Below are 18,760 nucleotides of genomic sequence, written 5' to 3' on the forward strand. Positions count from 1 at the left end.
GGCTGTGTTGGCTCGTCTTCTCAGTGTGGTGTACGACATTTATTTAAACTGCGGCAAATAGGCCTGGTTTGCCTCCAGCACCTCGTCTAACAGCGGCTGGGCAATCTGGGCATTGGCGATCAATGGGTTGGTCACCAGCGCCAGCAGCGCGCTGCGGCGATCGCCATGTACGGCGGCTTCGATCGTCAGGCGTTCATAGGCTTTTACCTGCTGGGTCAACGCATGCATCGATTCCGGTAGCGGGCCGAAGGCGAGCGGATGCGCGCCCTGAGCATCGACGATACAGTTGGTTTCTATCACAGCATCGTCCGGCAAACCGCGAATAGCGCCACGGTTTGCGGTATTTACGACTAATTGCGACCCGAGATTATTGTGAATCGCACGAATCAGCTCCAAAGCGACCTCTGAATAAAACGATCCGCCACGGAAGCTGAGCTGCTCGGGTTTGCTGTCCAGATGCGGGTCGGCATACAGTTCGAACAGATCTTTCTCCACTTTCATCACTTGCTCGGCACGGGTACCGCGTTCCGCCGCAGCGACCACTTCTTCTTCCAGCATCTGCTGAGTCTGGTAGAAATAACGATGATAAGGGCAGGGAATGGCGCCCACTGCCCGCAGGAATTCCGGCGGCCACGGTTCCTCTTTGATGTTGTTCATGGTTAACGTCACGCCGTCACACAGCATATCGATCACCTTGCTGGTGACGTTCTGGCCGTTGTGCAGCACCTGGTGCACCCAGACCATGTGGTTTAGCCCGGCAAACTGCAACTGTACCTGGTCGTAAGGGGCTTGCAGCATATTGGCAATCATATGGTGCATGCTGATAGGCACGTTGCACAGGCCGATGATTTTCGCTTGGGTATAACGCGAAACCGCTTCGGTGACGATACCCGCCGGGTTGGTGAAGTTGATGATCCAGGCGTTCGGTGCCAACTGTTCCACTTTACGCGCGATGTTCAGCATCACCGGGATGGTGCGCAGTGCTTTGGCAAAACCGCCGATGCCGGTGGTTTCCTGGCCGATTAGCCGGTATTTCAGGCCCAAGCGCTCATCGGCGGCGCGTGCCGGTAGCTGCCCGACGCGCAGTTGGGTCAGCACAAATTGGGCACCGCGAATGGCTTCGTCCAGATCGAAATGCACGCTGACCTTTACCTGTTCCAAACCGTTGCGTGCCAGCATACGCCGGGTCAAGGCGGCAATGATCGCCACTTTTTCGCGGCCGGGCTCGACGTCCACCAACGCCAGTTCGGTGACGGGGAGTTCTTCAATGCGCTGGATCAGCCCTTCCACCAGTTCCGGCGTGTAGCTGCTGCCACCGCCGATAATGGCGATTTTCAACGAACTCATGAATGGGCCTCCTGCTGTGCCTGACGGCGGTAAAGTTCAATCATGTCCCCAGCCAAGTCCTGAATGACCATCGCATTCATCAGGTGATCCTGCGCATGCACGGTGATCAGGTTGATCGGCAGTTTGCCGCAGCCTTCGTCCAGCCCGATAAGCTGGGTCTGGATATGGTGTGCGTGTTTCACCGCCTGCTGTGATTCGGCCATATGTTCAGCCGAGGCGGCGAAATCACCGGCTCGCGCCTGTTGCAACGCCATCAGCGCACTGCTGCGGGCGCTGCCGGCGAATACCAGCAGCTCCATGATGGTGCTTTCAAAATCCGGGCTGATATCAGCCATCCGTTCTGTCACGTCAATTCTCCTGTTACTGCGCGGTAGCGGCATCGGCCGTTTCGCGTTCGGCGTCGGCCTGCTGCTGTTCCTGCGCCAATAATTGCTTTTCATAGACTTTGAAAAACGGTAGCCAGATCGCCAGATCGAGCACCATCAAAACCAGCACCAGTAACGCGGCGCGGACATCCCAGGAGGCAGAAATCATCGCCCCCAGCGGTGCCGGTGCGGTCCAGGGGGCCATGGCCACCATTTTTTCCACCAGCTCCCAGTTCAGCGCGAAGTAGGCCAGCGTAGCGTTGACCATCGGGACGACGATCAGCGGGATAAACAGCGTGGGGTTCATCACCACTGGCGAACCGAACAGCAAAGGTTCGTTGATGTTAAAGGCCGCGGGCACCACGCTCAGCTTGCCGATGGTGCGCAGATGAATAGATCGGCTGCGCATATACAGGAAGGCCAGCACCAGCGTAGAGCCGGAACCGCCGATGCAGACATAGAACGACCAGAATGGCGCGGTGAGGGTTTGCGTGCTGGCTGCACCCTGCGCCACCAGAGCGGCGTTGGTCGCCAGGTTGGCCATAAAGATCGGGTTGAGCAGGCCGGTTACGATGTTGTCACCGTGAATACCGGCAAACCACAGCAGGTTGGCGATCAGCACTGCCAGCAGAATGGCTGGCAGGGTATCACCGGCAGAAATCAGCGGCTGGAACAGGTGCATGATGGCATCAGGCAGCAGAAGCTGGAATTCACTCTGCATCAGAATGCTGATGGGGTACACCGTCAGCAGAATGCCCACCACCGGATACAACAGTTCGAACGAGCGGGCAATCGCCGGTGGTACCTGTTCCGGCATGCGGATGGTGATGTTGTATTTCTTCAGCAGGCGGATCAGTTCGACCGACCAGATCGCGCAGATCAGGGCGGTAAACACCCCCTGGCCACCGAGAAAATCGAGCGACATCTTGTTATCCACCTGCGGTGCTGCGGCCAGCAGAAATGCCATCAGCGACAGCAACCCGGCGGTCAGGGCATCCAGCCCATAATGCTTCGCCAGGCTGTAGGCGGTGCCAATGGCAACGAAGACGCTCATCAGGCCCATGGTCATGAAGAACGGCATGGTGATGGTATTCCAGTGGGTTTTGGCAAAACCCAGCCAGGCTTGCCCGAAACGGGAAGTGGTAGTGGCATCAAACGGCGGGTTGGCGACGATCAGCATAATACTACCGACAATCAGGAACGGCATGGCGGAAATAAAACCATCGCGGATGGCAATAATGTGGCGCTGGCTGCCGATCCGGCCAGCCAGCGGAGCGATATGGTTTTCCACCACGCGCATCAGGGAAGCGTAAAGGCTCATGATTCTCTCCGCAGAGTCAGGCAATCAGGCTGAGGGCTTTATCCAGCACCTTGTCACCACGCATAGTGCCGTAATCCATCATGTCGATGACGGCAACCGCCAGGCCGTGGGGTTCAGCGAGTTTGGTGAAGCGCGCCAGTTCGTACTTCACCTGCGGCCCCAGCAGCACAACGCTGGCGGTGGGCAGTTCGGCCTCAAAATCGGCAGCAGGCACTGCGACGATCTCCACGTTCAGTTCACGTTTCTGCGCTTCGGTCTGCATGCGTTTGACCAGCATGCTGGTGGACATTCCTGCGGCACAACACAGCACTATCTTTATCATTCTTGCTCCCCCGTTATTATTATGGCTTTAAGCGCAAATGAGAGCGCTCTCATTTGTGCAGCCTAGCGAGATTGCAAAATCAAACCGGGAGTTAGGTCGCAAAATATGAGGAGGAGAGAAAACGGGTGAATAATGCGTGATCGACTTGGCAAAAATGAGTACGGCGATCATACTGTCGGCAAGAAAAAACTAGTACCTGTAAGAAATATCCGGCAATTACTTAAATATTGGTAAATGGCTGGCGCTATCAGGGGTAGCTCTTTAGAATCAAAGCGCTTTTCCGTTGTTTGTCTCTCAGAGAAAGGACCCGTTCATGTTCAAACGTACTTTAGTGACCTTTGTTGCGCTGTGTTCCCTGACGGCAATGGCTCCCGCCGCACTGGCCGCCGGTGAAACTCACGTCATGCTGACCACCTCAGCAGGGAATATCGAATTAGCGCTCGACAGCCAGAAGGCTCCAGTTTCCACCAAAAACTTCATTGACTACGTGAACAGCGGTTATTACAACAACACCGTTTTCCATCGCGTGATCCCTGGCTTTATGGTTCAGGGCGGCGGTTTCACGGCGGATATGCAGCAGAAGTCCACCGGTGCTGCGATCAAAAACGAAGCTGATAACGGCTTGCGCAACCTGCGTGGCACTATTTCTATGGCGCGCACTGCCGATAAAGACAGCGCGACCAGCCAGTTCTTCCTCAACGTGGCGGATAATGCGTTCCTCGATCACGGCCAGCGTGACTTTGGTTATGCGGTATTCGGTAAAGTGGTGAAGGGGATGGACGTGGTGGATAAGATTTCCCAGGTGCCAACCAGCAACGTGGGGCCATATCAGAATGTGCCAAGCAAACCGATCGTGATCTTGTCGGCCAAAGTGCTGCCATAAACCTGCCTACTCTTATTGCTTGAAGCTGCAGCGCTGTTGGCTGCAACTCCGAGCATGTTGGATATGTGCCGGCCTCCGCCCAGAGGCTGGCGCGCTTTCTTCCTGTCGAAGCTTTGTCTGCATCACTGTTTTCTTCCCACCGGCATGTTTTAATCAGCGCCCATAACCAGACCCTTTTAGTTGGCATTTTCTGTTTGCCTTTGTTGTTTATGATGAGCTGCTGTTTATGTACGAATTTAACCAGGTTTTGCTGCTGTTACAGCAGATGTGTGTTTATCTTGTTATCGCCTATTTATTAAGTAAGACGCCGCTGTTTATTCCGCTGACGCAGGTCACCATTCGCCTGCCACACAAGCTGCTGTGCTACGTCATTTTCTCCGTGTTCTGCATCATGGGCACTTATTTCGGCCTGCATATTCAGGATTCGATCGCCAATACCCGTGCGATCGGCGCCGTGCTGGGCGGATTGCTCGGGGGGCCTTCGGTTGGCTTTCTGGTCGGTTTGACCGGCGGTTTGCACCGTTACACGCTGGGGGGCATGACCGATGTGGCCTGCGCGGTGTCGACGGTGGCTGAAGGGCTGGTGGGCGGCATCGTACACAGTATCGCCATGCGGCGTGGGCGCATCGATCTGCTGTTCAACCCGCTATTTGTGGCAGGGATTACCTTGGTCACGGAAGTGCTGCAAATGGCCATCATTCTGGCGATCGCCCGGCCGTTCCCAGAGGCGGTGCGGCTGGTGGAACATATCGCTTTACCGATGTTGATCGCCAATACGCTCGGCGCGGCGATGTTTATGCAGATCCTGCTGGATCGGCGGGCGATGTTTGAGAAATACACCAGCGCATTCTCCACTAAGGCGTTAAAGATTGCCGAACGTACCGAAGGTATCCTACGGCAAGGGTTCGATCAGGAAAACAGCATGAAGGTGGCGCGCGTCATTTATCAGGAACTGGGTATTGGCGCGGTGGCGATTACCGATCGTGACAAACTGTTGGCCTTCATCGGTATTGGCGACGATCACCACTTGCCGGGTACGCCGATCTCTTCGGTGCATTCCCACCGCGCTATCGATAATAACGAGGTGGTGTATGCCGATGGCAACGAGCTTTCTTACTGCTGTTCGATCAACGCTGGCTGCAAGCTGGGTTCGACGCTGGTGATCCCGCTGCGCGGGGAGAATCACCGGGTGATCGGCACCATCAAACTGTACGAACCGAAAACCAAGCTGTTCAGCACCATCAACCGTACGCTGGGGGAGGGGATCGCTAGCCTGCTGTCGGCACAAATCATGGCCGGGCAATATGAGCGGCACAAACAGCTGTTGGCGCAGTCGGAAATCAAGCTGCTGCATGCGCAGGTGAACCCGCACTTCCTGTTTAATGCGTTGAATACGCTGGTGGCGGTGATCCGCCGCGACGGCGAACGGGCCTGCGAACTGGTGCAGTACCTTTCCACCTTTTTCCGCAAAAACCTCAAACGCTCTGATGACGAAGTGAGCCTGGCAGATGAAATTGAGCATGTGAATGCCTATTTGCAGATAGAACAAGCACGCTTTGCCGATCGGCTGGAAATTACCGTTTCACTACCGGAAGATCTGTTGGCGGTGAGGCTACCCGCCTTCTCGCTGCAACCGATCGTGGAAAATGCCATCAAGCATGGGACGTCACATTTGCTGGGGATTGGCCGAATCGACATCGGCGCGCGGCGGGAAGGGGACAATCTGCTGTTGCAGGTGACCGATAATGCCGGGCTGTTCCGCCAGCAGGTAGGCGGTAGCGGGCTGGGAATGAATCTGGTGGATAGGCGTATCCGCGTGCGCTACGGCGAAGGTTATGGGGTGCAAGTGGCCTGCGAACTGGAAACGTTTACCTGTATTACCTTGAGCGTGCCGTTGGCGAGGGCTGCATAATGTTAACCGTATTGATAGTTGACGATGAGCCGTCCGCCCGCGATAACCTGCGCCATCTGTTGGAAGAGGAAGAGGGCGTCACTATTATCGGCGAATGCGCTAATGCGATTGAAGCCATCAGCCAGATCCACCGCCTGCAACCGGACGTGGTGTTTCTGGATATCCAGATGCCGCGCATCAGCGGGCTGGAAATGGTGGGGATGCTCGATCCAAACCGCATGCCGTATATCGTGTTTCTGACTGCGTATGACGAATATGCGGTACAGGCCTTTGAGGAACACGCTTTCGATTATCTGCTGAAGCCGACAGACGCGAAACGGCTGAACAAGACGTTACAGCGCCTACATCAGCGCCGCGCGCCGCAGAATGTCGCTGCGCTGGAAGAGTGCACGGGCTATCTGAAATATATTCCCTGCACCGGCCATAGCCGTATTTATCTACTGCGTTTTGATGAGGTGATCGCGATCCGTTCGCGTTCCACCGGGGTGTATGTGGTGCGCAATGATGGCATGGAGTGCTTCACCGAACTGACGCTGCGCACGTTGGAAAGCCGCACGCCGCTGGTGCGCTGCCATCGGCAGTATCTGGTTAACCTTGAACAGGTCAGAGAGATCCGTTTTGAAGAAAGCGGCGCGGCGGAGATGATCATGCCAGTGGGTGAGCCGGTGCCGGTCAGCCGTCGCTACCTGAAATCGCTGAAGGAAGAACTAGGGTTGCGTGGGTAATAGCCTTGACGGTGTTTCACCATGCTTATAGCTTTAATAGCATCAACAGGTGTTTCTGCGCCGCAGAAGATCAAAGGAAAAGCACATGAGCGAAGCACGGATTATTGCCAAAGCAATGCACGATGGGCAGCCGGGACAGGAACTGGTGATTTTACCTGCCCTGGCCAACCGCCACGGCCTGATCACTGGGGCGACCGGTACCGGTAAAACGGTGACGCTGCAAAAGATGGCGGAACAGTTTTCGCGTATTGGCATTCCGGTGTTTCTGGCCGATGTTAAAGGCGATTTGTCAGGTATTGCGGCTGAGGCGGTGCCTTCTGAGAAACTCCAGGCACGGCTGGCGGCCATTGGCGTCAGCGACTGGCAACCGCAAGCCTGCACGATGATCCCGTGGGATATTTTTGGCGAAAAAGGTCACCCGATTCGTGCCACCGTTTCCGATCTTGGCCCGCTGCTGCTTGGCCGCCTGTTGGATTTGAACGATGTGCAAAGCGGCGTGCTGCAACTGGTATTTAAAATCGCCGATGATAATGCGTTGCTGCTGCTTGATATGAAAGATTTGCGGGCAATGGTGCAGTACGTCGGGGATAACGCCAAACAGTTCCAGACCCAGTATGGCAACATCTCTTCTGCCTCGGTTGGCGCGATCCAACGTGGTTTGCTGACGCTGGAAGAGCAGGGGGCCAATCAGTTTTTTGGTGAACCGATGTTGGATATCAACGATCTGATGAAAACCGACGGCGACGGGCGCGGCATCATCAACCTGCTGGCGGCGGATAAGTTGATTAACCAGCCGAAACTTTATTCGGTGTTCCTGCTGTGGCTATTGGCCGAACTGTTCGAGCATTTACCCGAAGTGGGCGACCCCGAACAGCCAAAGCTGGTGTTTTTCTTCGATGAGGCCCACTTGCTGTTTAACGATGCGCCACCGGCTCTGCTGACCAAAATCGAACAGGTGGTGCGGCTGATCCGCTCGAAAGGGGTGGGGATCTACTTTGTTACCCAGAACCCGCTGGATATCCCAGACAGCGTGCTGGGCCAGCTAGGTAACCGCGTTCAGCACGCGCTGCGAGCCTTTACACCGCGCGATCAGAAAGCGGTGAAGGCGGCAGCACAAACCATGCGTGCCAATCCGGCCTTTGATGCAGAAACGGCAATTACCGAATTGGGCGTAGGGGAGGCGTTGGTGTCTTTCCTGGATGAGAAAGGGCGGCCGAACGTGGTGGAGCGTGCGATGGTGATCGCCCCTGAATCGAAAATGGGTATGCTGGGGGCCGAAGGGTTGAACAGCGCCATCAATAAGTCGCCGCTCTACGGGCGCTACGAAGATGGGGTGGACCGTGAATCCGCCTATGAGAAGCTTTCTGCCGAAGGTTTTGCCACTCTGGGCAAGCCACAGCCGGGCCAAGCGGCACCAAAGCCTGCCGCAGAGCAGGAGGGCGGCGGCGGGCTGATGGGCGGCTTGAACGACATCCTGTTTGGCTCCACCGGCCCGCGCGGGGGTAAACGAGATGGTATCGTCCAGACCGCTGCCAAGAGCATGGCGCGCGATCTGGGTCGCCAGATCCTGCGTGGTGTATTAGGTTCGATTATGGGGGGCCGCAAAAAGTAGGCTCTGCATTAATATTATCTGGCAGCCTTGATAAAGGTTGCCAGTTAGGTTTCTTGGTGTTTTCGTATTATTTAAGCGACTTTTATGAGTTTTAAGTTAGTTAAATCAATATCTTAAGCCCATGCTTCTGTACTACAGTAAGCAACTTTAGTGACAATCCACTTGGGCGTTTTACACCGCTTTCCCATTTCTGCACCGTTGAAACACTGGTATTTAGATAGCGGGCGAAAACCGGCTGGCTGACATTCAACTTCTCACGTAGTGCCTTAATTTCAATTGGTTGCAGCTCATTAACGCTACTGATGCAGGCTTGATCGAAGCTACGCATTGTTTCCAGCGGAATGGCATCAACGCTGAATAGCCCAGAAGCCGCGCTATGGATGGCTTCAAATGCAAGGCTTTTGAATTTACTTTTTGTGGTCATGATAAATCTCCACCAGTTCTTTACTCTTAACTAATGCCGTAATTTTTTCATCTGCAAGAGCGGCGTAGTGCTTTGCCAATTCGCGGAATGCGGCCAATTCGCGATCGTCAATGTTCGCTATATCTTGCTTGGCATAGAGGAACGTGTAAAACCAATGTATACCACCTTTGGCTAATATTATGGCTCTATCACGGTTCTCACTCAGGCGTTTTTTGTATACCCCGCCCCCTAGGTCGTCGGCCTTTCCTTCTAACACTGCATCAATTGCCTGACATCCTGTTACCTTAACTATAGCACTTAGTGCTACTTCACTCTCCTTTTTAGCCGATTCAAAGTGCTTCAAATCTGCAAAATGGGCCTGCTTTTTAATCAACTATCGTGAGATAGTTCGAGCGCAGCTATGGGCGTGGCAAAGAAGGTTCGCTAAACTCCGCTAAGGCCTGAGTTATAGGTTCAAGCGTTATATTTGATACGGTTTTTCTAATCACTAAGTTAATTTAAACATGCTGCTGTTGATCGATAACTACGACTCCTTTACCTATAACCTTTATCAGTATTTCTGCGAACTGGGTGCAGAAGTGCTGGTAAAGCGTAACGATGAACTGCAACTGGCCGATATTGAGCGGCTGGCTCCGCAGCGTTTAGTGATCTCCCCTGGCCCCTGCACGCCGAACGAGGCGGGTATTTCGCTGGCGGCGATCCGTCATTTTGCGGGCAAACTGCCGATCCTCGGAGTTTGCCTTGGGCATCAGGCGATTGGCCAGGCATTGGGTGCCGATGTGGTTCGTGCCCGTGAGGTGATGCACGGCAAAACCTCGGCCATTCGCCATAACCATCAGGGCGTGTTTAACGGCCTGAATAACCCGCTGACCGTCACTCGCTACCATTCGTTAGTGCTGGACGCCGCGACCTTGCCAAACTGTTTTGAGGTGACCGCCTGGAGCGAACGCAACGGTGAGCGGGATGAGATTATGGGTATTCGCCACCGGACGCTGGCGCTGGAAGGGGTACAATTCCACCCAGAAAGCATCCTGAGCGAACAAGGCCATCAATTGTTGAATAATTTCCTTAAAAATTAGCAGGTTAGGATTTTTTTTGCCGCTATTGGTGATTTTGGTTTGCCCTTGATTGATTTTTTATGCATATTTTGTGACTATATTTTCAATTATTCGCAACAATAATACTGAGCCAATTTCAGGATGGAGCCCATAATGACGGAAAAAATCGCAGTCGACCGCAGCACCTTTGATCAGGTTATCCTACCTATTTATGCACCGGCTCAATTTGTGCCGGTGAAGGGCAAGGGCAGCCGCGTATGGGATCAGCAGGGAAAAGAGTATATCGATTTCTCTGGCGGTATTGCCGTTACCGCGCTGGGGCACTGCCATCCTGCTCTGGTTGCCGCGTTGAAACAGCAGGGTGAAACCCTGTGGCATACCAGTAACGTCTTCACCAATGAACCGGCGCTGCGTTTGGCGACCAAGCTGATCAACGCCACGTTTGCCGATCGGGTGTTCTTCGCCAACTCGGGGGCGGAGGCTAACGAAGCCGCGTTCAAGCTGGCGCGCCATTATGCCATCAGCCGCCACAGCCCTTACAAAACCAAGATTATCGCGTTCAATAACGCTTTCCATGGGCGCACGCTGTTCACGGTTTCCGTCGGCGGCCAGGCGAAATACTCCGACGGTTTTGGGCCAAAACCGGCCGATATCGTGCATGTGCCGTTTAACGATCTGGCGGCGGTGAAAGCGGTGATGGACGATCACACCTGCGCCGTGGTGATGGAGCCGATCCAAGGCGAGGGCGGGATTACCTCCGCAGATGCGGCGTTCCTGCAAGGGGTGCGTGAACTGTGCGACAAACATCAGGCGCTGCTGGTGTTTGATGAGGTGCAAAGCGGCATGGGCCGCAGTGGCAAGCTGTTTACCTATATGCACTACGGCATTACGCCGGACATCCTCACCACCGCTAAAGCGTTGGGCGGCGGCTTTCCGGTGAGCGCAATGCTGACCACGGAAGAGATCGCCTCGGTGATGCATGTGGGCACCCACGGAACGACCTATGGCGGCAACCCGCTGGCCTGTGCGGTAGCCGAAGCGGCGCTGGACGTGATCAATACGCCAGAAGTGTTGAGCGGCATTGAGCAGCGCCATAAGCTGTATGTGCAGGCATTGCAGAAGATTGGTGAGAAGTACTCAGTTTTCAGCGATATTCGCGGCATGGGGTTGCTGATCGGCGCAGAGTTGACGCCGGAGTATCACGGCAAAGCGCGGGACTTCCTGACCGCGGCGGCAGCACGGGGCTTGATGATCCTCAACGCCGGGCCAAACGTGATTCGCTTGGCACCTTCGCTGGTGGTGGAATTGCAGGATATCGAAGAAGGTATGGCGCTGTTCGAATTGGCGGTACAGTATGTGATTAGCGCTTAAGTCATTTGCAGGGGTGTTGGCCCCTGCAACATCAGCCTTCCTGCAGTTTCCGTTTCAGCCAGATACCGTGATGTGGGCGCTGGCGCCAGGCCAGCGACGAAATGGTGTGCATCACGCTCAGGTGCGAAAGAATACGTAGCAGGTGGCGTTCCATCTCGCTTGGCGGCCGATCGTTATGCAGCGTTGGGGGCTGCATAACGATCTTGCTGGTGCTTGGGCCGTCATACTCCAGCCTTTGTTGGCAGCTTTGCAGGGCAATTTCGCAACTTTGCAGATACTCTTTCGCCATCTCTGGCGTTAAGGTGTCGTGCTCGCGCGCCAGAATGGTCAGCGCATTCAGATGCTCAACAATAAACTGGCTGTGCGTGATCCATAAGCGCATATCCGCCAGATAATCTGACTCAAACCCTGGTTCCTGCATCGCCTGATTAAGCGAGGTGAACAGCGCATTATGTGCCTGATTGACCTGCATTCGTGCGTAGGCCAGCGTAGCAGGATCCGCCTCCTGTTCTTGCAGCAGCAGGCGTAATGCCGTTTGATCCTGCTCCAGCGCCTGATGGGCGTTCTTACGCAGCAGACCGCTCTGCCATTGCGGCCACAGCCAGATACTCCCGCCAAACACCAGCACGCAGCCAATCAGCGTATCAAGCAGGCGCGGTACCAGAAAATGGGTGCCGTTAAGCGCCAACAATTGCAGGGTATACACCGCGGTGACGGTAAACCCCATCACCGCCAGCCCATAGTTTTTGCGCAAGATCAGGTAGGCAGCCAGCGTGATCGCCAGCATGATGCTCAGCGTCAGGTGCTCCGGCAGTTGCAGTTGCAAGAGTCCGGCGGCGATCGCTAACCCGGCCAGCGTGCCGAGGGCACGATGTTGGATCCTGACGCGCGTGGCGTTATAGCCGTTCTGGCTGACCAGCATAATGGTCAGCAGGATCCAATAGGGCTTCGGCAGGTTGAAAATCATACCCAGACTGCTACCCACCGCCAGTATGATGCCCAGCCGGGCGGCATTGCGCAGGGCGTTGGACTTCAACGACAGGTAGCTCACCACGGCGGGCCAGAACGGCAACCGCGCCTGGTTGGCCATCAGATCGCGCTGATACAGCGGGCGTTGGCTGCGTAACAGGCGGGCGATGCGGCTGAAGTGGTAAAAACAGAACTGGCCAACCGGGTTCTCGGCATGCTGCGTAGCCACCTTTTCCAGCGCCGCCAGCTCATTCTTCATACTGAAACGCGCTGAACGCCGGTGATAGAGAATATCGTTGGCCACGATGCGCAAACGCCCGGCGATCACTTGAGCGTTGCGGCGGATAATCGCTTCGGCCTGGCTCTGTTCCACCAGTTTTTGCACTTCTTCTGGCTGATGCAGGCTGACGGTAATGTGTTCCTGCAGATCGAGTGCCACCTGGAAAGTGCGTTGCAGGCGTTTTTGCTCTTGGTTATTGGCATGGGGCAGGAAGTTTAACTGCTGATATAACAGGCTGATCAGATCCATCACTTTCTGCTGGCGTTGCAGCAGCGGCGGCAGTGCGGTTTCTGGATCGATGTGCTGGGTCAGCAGCGAATATTTGGCTTCGAAATAGTCTGCCAACTGGATATAGAGCTGGCTCAGGGATTCGCGCATCGGTTGCTCTTTCCACAGTTTGAACCAGAACCAGGTGAACAGCCCGTACCAGGCGGTGCCGACCAGATACAGCAGCGGCGCATGCCAGATCGGCACGTGTCCGGCCATGCTGAGAGAAAAGATGGCAGCGACCAGCGCGGCGGGCAGCAGACGTGCGTGCAGCGGGCTGATTTCACCGCTGACGCCCAGCAACAGCGCCATCGCCAGCATCAGTAAGGGTAACGGGATATGCCACAGCAGCGCCTGTTGCAGCAGCAAACTGCTGAGAGCAAACAGGGAACCGCCAACGGCCAGACGTTTGAAAAAGCGTTTGTGCGGCGTATCCAACCCGGCGATGTTGCAGCAGGCAGGTACCAGAGAGAACAGCAGGCCGAGTTGCAGGTTGCCCATCAGCAGGAAGAAAACCACCGGCAGGCACAGCACCAGCGTTTGCCGCAGTGCATAGTTGACTTCCGGGTGGTAGATCAGGCGCCGCCACATGATGAATGGGGGAAGTTAAAAAAAACGGCGTATCGCTACGCCGTTTCTTCAATAATTAACGCGTGCCGTAAACGACAATAGTTTTGCCGTGGGCAGAAATCAGGTTTTGATCTTCGAGCATTTTCAGAATACGACCGACGGTTTCACGTGAGCAACCGACGATTTGACCAATTTCCTGGCGGGTAATCTTGATTTGCATGCCATCCGGGTGAGTCATGGCGTCGGGCTGTTTTGCCAGGTTCAGCAGGGTTTGTGCAATGCGGCCGGTAACGTCAAGGAAGGCGAGGTTACCCACTTTCTCTGAGGTGATTTGCAGGCGGTTTGCCATCTGCGCAGACAGGCGCATCAGGATATCCGGGTTAACCTGAATCAACTGGCGGAATTTCTTATAGGAAATTTCAGCCACTTCACAGGCTGTTTTCGCTCTAACCCAGGCACTGCGCTCCTGGCCTTCTTCAAATAATCCAAGCTCGCCGATGAAATCCCCCTGGTTGAGGTAGGACAGAATCATCTCTTTGCCTTCTTCATCCTTGATCAGCACCGCCACGGAGCCTTTCACGATGTAGTAGAGCGTTTCGGCCTTTTCACCTTGGTGAATCAGCGTACTCTTTGATGGATATTTGTGGATATGGCAATGAGACAGGAACCATTCGAGAGTCGGGTCTGTTTGCGGTTTGCCGAGAACCATTCGCTGTTATCCTCTGTTGTTATCGCTGCCTTGTATCACAGGGGTCAGAGTTCCCTGTAAAACGTGCTTATAGCCCGGTGTTTTATAGAGTGGCTATCAACAGGTTTTGAGGCATGTTATAGAAATACGCTTGTACCCTAGCATATTAACTTGCGCCAAGTGCTGCAAGCTACATTCTGTTAACATACCAATATAGGGTCCTTTCCTCGGACATTCCCTGAAATCGGTGACCTGGAAAGAGTTCTTGCGGCTCTGTTTGTAGCACAGAGTGAGGCGGGTGTCTTGTGTTGTCTCGCTTCAGTATGATTAGCATCAGGTTCCGTTGCCAGTTTCTATGCGAAAGCGTACCCTGATTTTGAGAAATTAACTGGAGTGTACAAAATGCAGGCAAGAGTTAAGTGGGTAGAAGGACTGACATTCTTGGGCGAGTCTGCGTCCGGCCATCAGGTATTAATGGACGGTAACGCGGGCGATAAAGCGCCAAGCCCGATGGAAATGGTCTTAATGTCGGTTGGCGGTTGTAGCGCCATTGATGTGATGTCGATTCTACTGAAGGGCCGTAACGATGTCCGTGACTGCGAGGTAAAACTGACCTCGGAGCGCCGTGAAGAAGCACCGCGTCTGTTTACCCATATCAACCTGCATTTTATCGTCACCGGCAAAGGGCTGAGCGACAAGATTGTTGAGCGTGCGGTTAACCTGTCTGCCGAGAAGTATTGCTCGGTCTCGCTGATGCTGAGCAAAGCTGCCAGCGTCACCCACAGCTTTGAAATCTGTGAAGTGGCCTGAAGCTACCAGCGGTAACTGTGGCAGTGGTTGCTCAATAAATGCAGAAATCGCCGCGCCGTGATGGTTAGCGGCGATTTTTGTAAGTGCAGCACACAGTACTGCGCCTGCGGCAGGTTGTCGATCGGCAACGTCACCAGTTTTTGCTGCAAATGGAAAGGCGTGTTCATCGCCCGCGCAACAATGGTCAAATAATCCGCCTCCAACACCATATTCAATCCACATACCGCCGAATCTGAACGAATGGGCTTATTGGTTAATTGCTGATAAAAGCTGCCGAGCACCGTTTGCAGTTGCTGGTAATAACCCATGTCGGTTTCTGGCAGCAGCCATTTGGCTCCGTGCAGTTGATCCAGTGATGTTGCCTGTGCCAGAGGGTGTCCTCGGCGCGCAATAATGCAAAACGGGGCTTTGAACAGCGGGGTACAGATCAAGTCTTGCAATGGCATGTCCGGGATCACCGTGCCGATGGCCAAATCCAACAGGCCCGTGTGCAACGCTGGCAACAGCGTGGAGATCTGTGCCTCACGGATCAGCAGATTGGCCTGCGGGGCGGAGGCCTTGAAGAGATCGACCAGTTCTGGGAGTACCGTCACGGCCAGTAGCGAGGAACAACCGATCGCCACGCTGCCCTGCGAATGCTGGTTCAACTGTTGGATCTCCTCGGTGGCGCGCTGTAATTCCTCAATCACTAATTGCATTCGCACAGCAAAAGTATGGCCGGTTTCGGTCAGCGTCATCCCCTTGCTGCTGCGCACGATCAACTGGGTTTTCAGCGTCTGTTCCAGTTCTTGGATAGAGCGGCTGACCGCCGGTTGAGACTGTGCCAAGGCGCGCGCAGCGCCACGAATACTGCCGCAGCGTATCACTTGCTGAAAGGCTTTTAGCTGCTGCAACTTTGGTAATTGGCGCATTTATGCCCCTCCTTCATCGCTTAAAACGATAATTTCACTTTGCCCACAGAAGGAATATCGGCGATGAGAAATCATTCATTAATGATTTTTTGTCGTTGGTGAGGGAGTGGCTGGTGCAGGATGACAGAGGGGGAAGCGCGGTGATTGGCCGCGCCCAAAAGAGTTATTCGATTTTTTTGCCTTCGAGCAGCCGTTGCACCAACGGTGCCATGATCAGCTCCATCGCCAGCCCCATTTTGCCGCCCGGCACCACCAGCGTATTGATGTGCGAGATAAACGAGCCTTGCAGCATGGCCAGCAGATAAGGGTAATCAATCTGATCCAGGCCGCGGAAGTGGATCACCACAAAGCTTTCATCCAGCGAGGGGATGGCTTTGGCGGCAAACGGATTGGAGGTATCGACCGTCGGTACCCGTTGGAAGTTGATATGGGTACGCGAGAACTGCGGTGTGATGTAGCTGATGTAATCTTCCATCGAACGTACGACGGAGTCCATCACCGCTTCACGCGAATGGCCGCGCTCGCCGGTATCGCGGACCAATTTCTGGATCCATTCCAGGTTGACGATCGGCACCACACCCACCAGCAGATCGACATGCTTGGCGACATCGACCTTATCGGCAACCACGCCGCCGTGCAGCCCTTCGTAGAACAACACATCGGTGGGGGCTGGCAGCGGCTCCCACGGCGTGAAGGTGCCCGGTACCTGATCGTAGGGTACGGCTTCATCGTAGGTGTGCAGATATTTGCGCGAGCGACCAGTGCCATTTTCGCCGTACTGGATAAAGCTTTGTTCCAGCAGGCCGAAGTTATTGGCTTCTGGGCCAAAATAGCTGATATGGCGGCCAAGATCGCGCGCCTTACGGATAGCCGCATCCATTTCCGGCCGGGTGAAGTTATGGAAACTGTCCCCTTCCAACTGGGCGGCGCGAATATTCAACTGCTGGAAAATCTTGCGAAACGCCAGGCTGGTGGTGGTGGTACCGGCACCGCTGGAGCCGGTCACCGCAATGACGGGATGTTTGGCAGACATAAGCGGAAAACTCCATTAAGTGTGCGAGGTAGACTTCAAGCTGCATGACGAGTATAGAAAACTTCGATTCGTCCTCGACGAAATATACCCCTATTTGTTGCGGTTGCAGATACCCAGTTTGCCATTAAGGCCAATTTCAAATAGAGGGGCGCAGGAATTTGCGGCCCCCGGCGATGCCTGCAACGATGACCATCGCACCAAGAAGCAGCGAGAGGCTAGAAAATGTTTCATCATATCCGAATGCGGAAATCAACGGGGTGCTGAACAAAGGGGAAAGGAACTGACCAAGAAATATTGATGTGGTCAAGACTCCCCCAGCGAAGCCTCTGCGCCGTTCTGGCACCAGGCCAAGCGCAATGGCGACGAAATTCGGCGAAACCGTGGCATAACCTGCACCGATTGCCGCTGTGCCGGCAAAGATGAGCCAGGGGGTTCCCCCAGTGCTGATGAGCGTAAACCCAAGGGCCATCATGGCATAGCCCAAGGCGTAATTGCCAAAAAAGCCGATCGCACGTTTCATCCGGGCATAGAACAAGGCTGTACAGCCACCCGTCAGCGTTAATACGCCCAAAGCCGAGCCGGTCATCACGGCGCTGTTGTCACCTTGTGCATTGAAGAAAAAGGGCAACTGCGTCGGCATAACAAAGAAGATCATGTTGGTCATCATTTGCAAACACGCTAACGCTAAAACGAGAGGTTTCCATGCGGGAGCCCCGTTATCCCCGGATATTTTGGCGCGTGGGGTGGGTCTGGCTGGCTCGGTAATGGCCACCCACATCAGCGGCAGGAAAAGGGCCGCCAGGCCGTAGATCGCGAAGGGCAGCCGGGGCGAGATGGCTGCCGCGTATCCCGCCAGAGAGATAAACAGAAAACCGCCGAAGTTTCGTGCCGATACCTGTAATCCCACAAAGTCGCTGCGTTGGCCGTCGGTGAAGTAGTCACCGATCAGGGCCGTTCCCGCTGTCATGATGATCGCCACGGCGACGCCCAGCGCCAGGCGGCTGGCAAAAATCGCAGGCAGGCTTGGAAGATAGAGACCGGCGCTACCTGTGATAACGAACAGGATCACGCCGACCAGCAGCATCCAGCGTCGCCCAAAACGGTCAGCGAAAATACCCGCCAGCGGGGCGCATAGCACCACGCTCAGGGAGGGGGCAGGCACCAGCAGGCGCGTCAACATGCCCGCGTTTGGGGTGTCTGAAAAGGCGGCCTCAAGCCCTGCCAGCGCAGGGCTGATCGTTGCATTCGCCATCACGGTTAAACTTGCCGCCATCAAAAGAGCGATGGCTCTTGGATCTCGCCAGACGGCTGTTTTGAGATGGGCCGGATCTTGTTTCATGCTCTGTATTCCTATTGCAAGAGTTTGTGTGTTGATGCATCTTACAAACTCAAGTCAACTTGAGGTCAAGCATGAAAATTCTGGATATCGGCGAGGTAGTGCAACAATCCGGCCTATCGCCTTCGACATTGCGCTATTACGAAGAAATAGGGTTGATCGCATCCGTCGGGCGGCATGGGTTGCGGCGGCAGTTTGAGACGGATGTCCTGCTGCGGCTCTCATTGGTGGCGCTCGGTAAGTCCGCAGGTTTCTCACTGGTCGAAATTTCGGCAATGTTTGGCAAAGATGGCCTGCCGGAACTACCGCGCGCAAACCTGCATCTCAAAGCAGACGAGTTAGAGCGCCAGATCGACAATCTCACGGTCTTGAAAAACGCTCTGCGTCATGTTGCCGACTGCCCGGCTCCGTCACATCTTGAATGTCCGAAATTCCGACGTTTACTCCTGACGGCAATCCGTCGCCAAAAGAGCAAAGCAAAGTAGGCGATCGCTTAGAGATTGTCGTCGTGACCCGCTGCCTTTCAAGATAGCGAAGAACCGTGTCGGCAGAATGG

The 18,760-nt window shown here is 54.8% G+C and carries 19 protein-coding genes; 8 read left to right on the forward strand and 11 right to left on the reverse strand.

From position 1 onward, the window contains the following. Positions 1 to 39: 39 nt before the first annotated feature. From AC2A1E_RS20030 to AC2A1E_RS20045, 4 genes are read right to left on the reverse strand one after another with little or no spacing between them, the layout of a single operon-like run. Entirely contained in the window at positions 40 to 1,347 is a 1,308-nt protein-coding gene (locus tag AC2A1E_RS20030) for a 6-phospho-beta-glucosidase (protein ID WP_484385216.1), read from the reverse strand. Then, positions 1,344 to 1,682, reverse strand: a complete 339-nt coding sequence (locus tag AC2A1E_RS20035; RefSeq protein ID WP_484385240.1) for a PTS lactose/cellobiose transporter subunit IIA — start codon at positions 1,680 to 1,682, stop codon at positions 1,344 to 1,346. The genes AC2A1E_RS20030 and AC2A1E_RS20035 overlap by 4 nt, the downstream gene beginning before the upstream one ends. Positions 1,683 to 1,707: 25 nt before the next feature. Further along, a complete protein-coding gene (locus tag AC2A1E_RS20040) occupies positions 1,708 to 3,033 on the reverse strand; it encodes a PTS sugar transporter subunit IIC (RefSeq protein WP_484385217.1) in 1,326 nt (441 codons plus the stop codon). Positions 3,034 to 3,049: 16 nt separating this feature from the next. Continuing rightward, entirely contained in the window at positions 3,050 to 3,355 is a 306-nt protein-coding gene (locus AC2A1E_RS20045; protein WP_484385218.1) for a PTS sugar transporter subunit IIB, read from the reverse strand. Positions 3,356 to 3,668: 313 nt separating this feature from the next. Between AC2A1E_RS20045 and ppiA the strand changes: the two genes are divergently transcribed. From ppiA to AC2A1E_RS20065, 4 genes are all read left to right on the forward strand, one after another. After that, positions 3,669 to 4,238 (forward strand): peptidylprolyl isomerase A, encoded by a 570-nt coding sequence (gene ppiA / locus AC2A1E_RS20050; RefSeq protein WP_484385219.1) that lies wholly within the window; start codon positions 3,669 to 3,671, stop codon positions 4,236 to 4,238. 226 nt (positions 4,239 to 4,464) lie between these two features. Continuing rightward, complete coding sequence (locus AC2A1E_RS20055; RefSeq protein WP_484385220.1) at positions 4,465 to 6,150, forward strand: LytS/YhcK type 5TM receptor domain-containing protein; 1,686 nt, start codon at positions 4,465 to 4,467, stop codon at positions 6,148 to 6,150. Further along, positions 6,150 to 6,875, forward strand: a complete 726-nt coding sequence (gene btsR, locus AC2A1E_RS20060) for a two-component system response regulator BtsR (RefSeq protein ID WP_484385221.1) — start codon at positions 6,150 to 6,152, stop codon at positions 6,873 to 6,875. The genes AC2A1E_RS20055 and btsR overlap by 1 nt, the downstream gene beginning before the upstream one ends. A gap of 85 nt (positions 6,876 to 6,960) precedes the next feature. Further along, positions 6,961 to 8,487: a helicase HerA-like domain-containing protein gene (locus AC2A1E_RS20065; protein ID WP_484385222.1), complete on the forward strand. Its 1,527-nt coding sequence runs from the start codon at positions 6,961 to 6,963 to the stop codon at positions 8,485 to 8,487. A gap of 100 nt (positions 8,488 to 8,587) precedes the next feature. Here AC2A1E_RS20065 and AC2A1E_RS20070 read toward each other — a convergent pair whose 3' ends face one another. Together AC2A1E_RS20070 and AC2A1E_RS20075 are read right to left on the reverse strand one after the other, a co-directional pair. Next, on the reverse strand, positions 8,588 to 8,911 hold the full coding sequence (locus AC2A1E_RS20070; RefSeq protein WP_484385223.1) for a helix-turn-helix domain-containing protein: 324 nt from the start codon (positions 8,909 to 8,911) through the stop codon (positions 8,588 to 8,590). Then, positions 8,895 to 9,203 carry a type II toxin-antitoxin system RelE/ParE family toxin gene (locus AC2A1E_RS20075; protein ID WP_484385241.1) on the reverse strand — a complete coding sequence of 103 codons (309 nt, stop codon included), beginning with the start codon at positions 9,201 to 9,203 and terminating at the stop codon, positions 8,895 to 8,897. The genes AC2A1E_RS20070 and AC2A1E_RS20075 overlap by 17 nt, the downstream gene beginning before the upstream one ends. Positions 9,204 to 9,414: 211 nt before the next feature. Between AC2A1E_RS20075 and AC2A1E_RS20080 the strand changes: the two genes are divergently transcribed. Both AC2A1E_RS20080 and argD read left to right on the forward strand, forming a co-directional pair. Next, the gene (locus AC2A1E_RS20080) at positions 9,415 to 9,990 is read left to right on the forward strand and encodes an aminodeoxychorismate synthase component II (RefSeq protein ID WP_484385224.1); all 576 of its coding nucleotides are present in this window, start codon (positions 9,415 to 9,417) and stop codon (positions 9,988 to 9,990) included. A 132-nt stretch (positions 9,991 to 10,122) separates the two neighbouring features. After that, positions 10,123 to 11,340 (forward strand): bifunctional acetylornithine/succinyldiaminopimelate transaminase, encoded by a 1,218-nt coding sequence (argD, locus tag AC2A1E_RS20085; protein WP_484385225.1) that lies wholly within the window; start codon positions 10,123 to 10,125, stop codon positions 11,338 to 11,340. A gap of 31 nt (positions 11,341 to 11,371) precedes the next feature. Here the strand turns inward: argD and AC2A1E_RS20090 are convergent, their stop codons facing one another. After that, positions 11,372 to 13,447 carry a YccS/YhfK family putative transporter gene (locus tag AC2A1E_RS20090; protein WP_484385226.1) on the reverse strand — a complete coding sequence of 692 codons (2,076 nt, stop codon included), beginning with the start codon at positions 13,445 to 13,447 and terminating at the stop codon, positions 11,372 to 11,374. Positions 13,448 to 13,502: 55 nt separating this feature from the next. Further along, on the reverse strand, positions 13,503 to 14,135 hold the full coding sequence (gene crp / locus AC2A1E_RS20095; RefSeq protein ID WP_004718520.1) for a cAMP-activated global transcriptional regulator CRP: 633 nt from the start codon (positions 14,133 to 14,135) through the stop codon (positions 13,503 to 13,505). 381 nt (positions 14,136 to 14,516) lie between these two features. Between crp and AC2A1E_RS20100 the strand changes: the two genes are divergently transcribed. Next, the gene (locus tag AC2A1E_RS20100; protein ID WP_484385227.1) at positions 14,517 to 14,924 is read left to right on the forward strand and encodes an OsmC family protein; all 408 of its coding nucleotides are present in this window, start codon (positions 14,517 to 14,519) and stop codon (positions 14,922 to 14,924) included. Positions 14,925 to 14,926: 2 nt separating this feature from the next. On the opposite strand, the gene AC2A1E_RS20105 is transcribed toward AC2A1E_RS20100, so the two are convergent. The 3 genes from AC2A1E_RS20105 to AC2A1E_RS20115 all read right to left on the reverse strand — a co-directional run bounded on the left by AC2A1E_RS20105 (position 14,927) and on the right by AC2A1E_RS20115 (position 18,207). Then, positions 14,927 to 15,835 carry a LysR substrate-binding domain-containing protein gene (locus tag AC2A1E_RS20105; protein ID WP_484385228.1) on the reverse strand — a complete coding sequence of 303 codons (909 nt, stop codon included), beginning with the start codon at positions 15,833 to 15,835 and terminating at the stop codon, positions 14,927 to 14,929. A gap of 163 nt (positions 15,836 to 15,998) precedes the next feature. Beyond that, positions 15,999 to 16,868 carry a phosphoribulokinase gene (locus tag AC2A1E_RS20110; RefSeq protein WP_484385229.1) on the reverse strand — a complete coding sequence of 290 codons (870 nt, stop codon included), beginning with the start codon at positions 16,866 to 16,868 and terminating at the stop codon, positions 15,999 to 16,001. Between the two features lie 136 nt (positions 16,869 to 17,004). After that, positions 17,005 to 18,207: an MFS transporter gene (locus AC2A1E_RS20115; protein ID WP_484385230.1), complete on the reverse strand. Its 1,203-nt coding sequence runs from the start codon at positions 18,205 to 18,207 to the stop codon at positions 17,005 to 17,007. Positions 18,208 to 18,278: 71 nt separating this feature from the next. On the opposite strand from AC2A1E_RS20115, the gene AC2A1E_RS20120 reads away from it, so the two are divergent. Beyond that, a complete protein-coding gene (locus AC2A1E_RS20120; protein WP_484385231.1) occupies positions 18,279 to 18,689 on the forward strand; it encodes a helix-turn-helix domain-containing protein in 411 nt (136 codons plus the stop codon). The last annotated feature ends 71 nt before the right edge of the window (positions 18,690 to 18,760 follow it).

Source organism: Serratia sp. HNCC26DJ206, assembly GCF_057180605.1.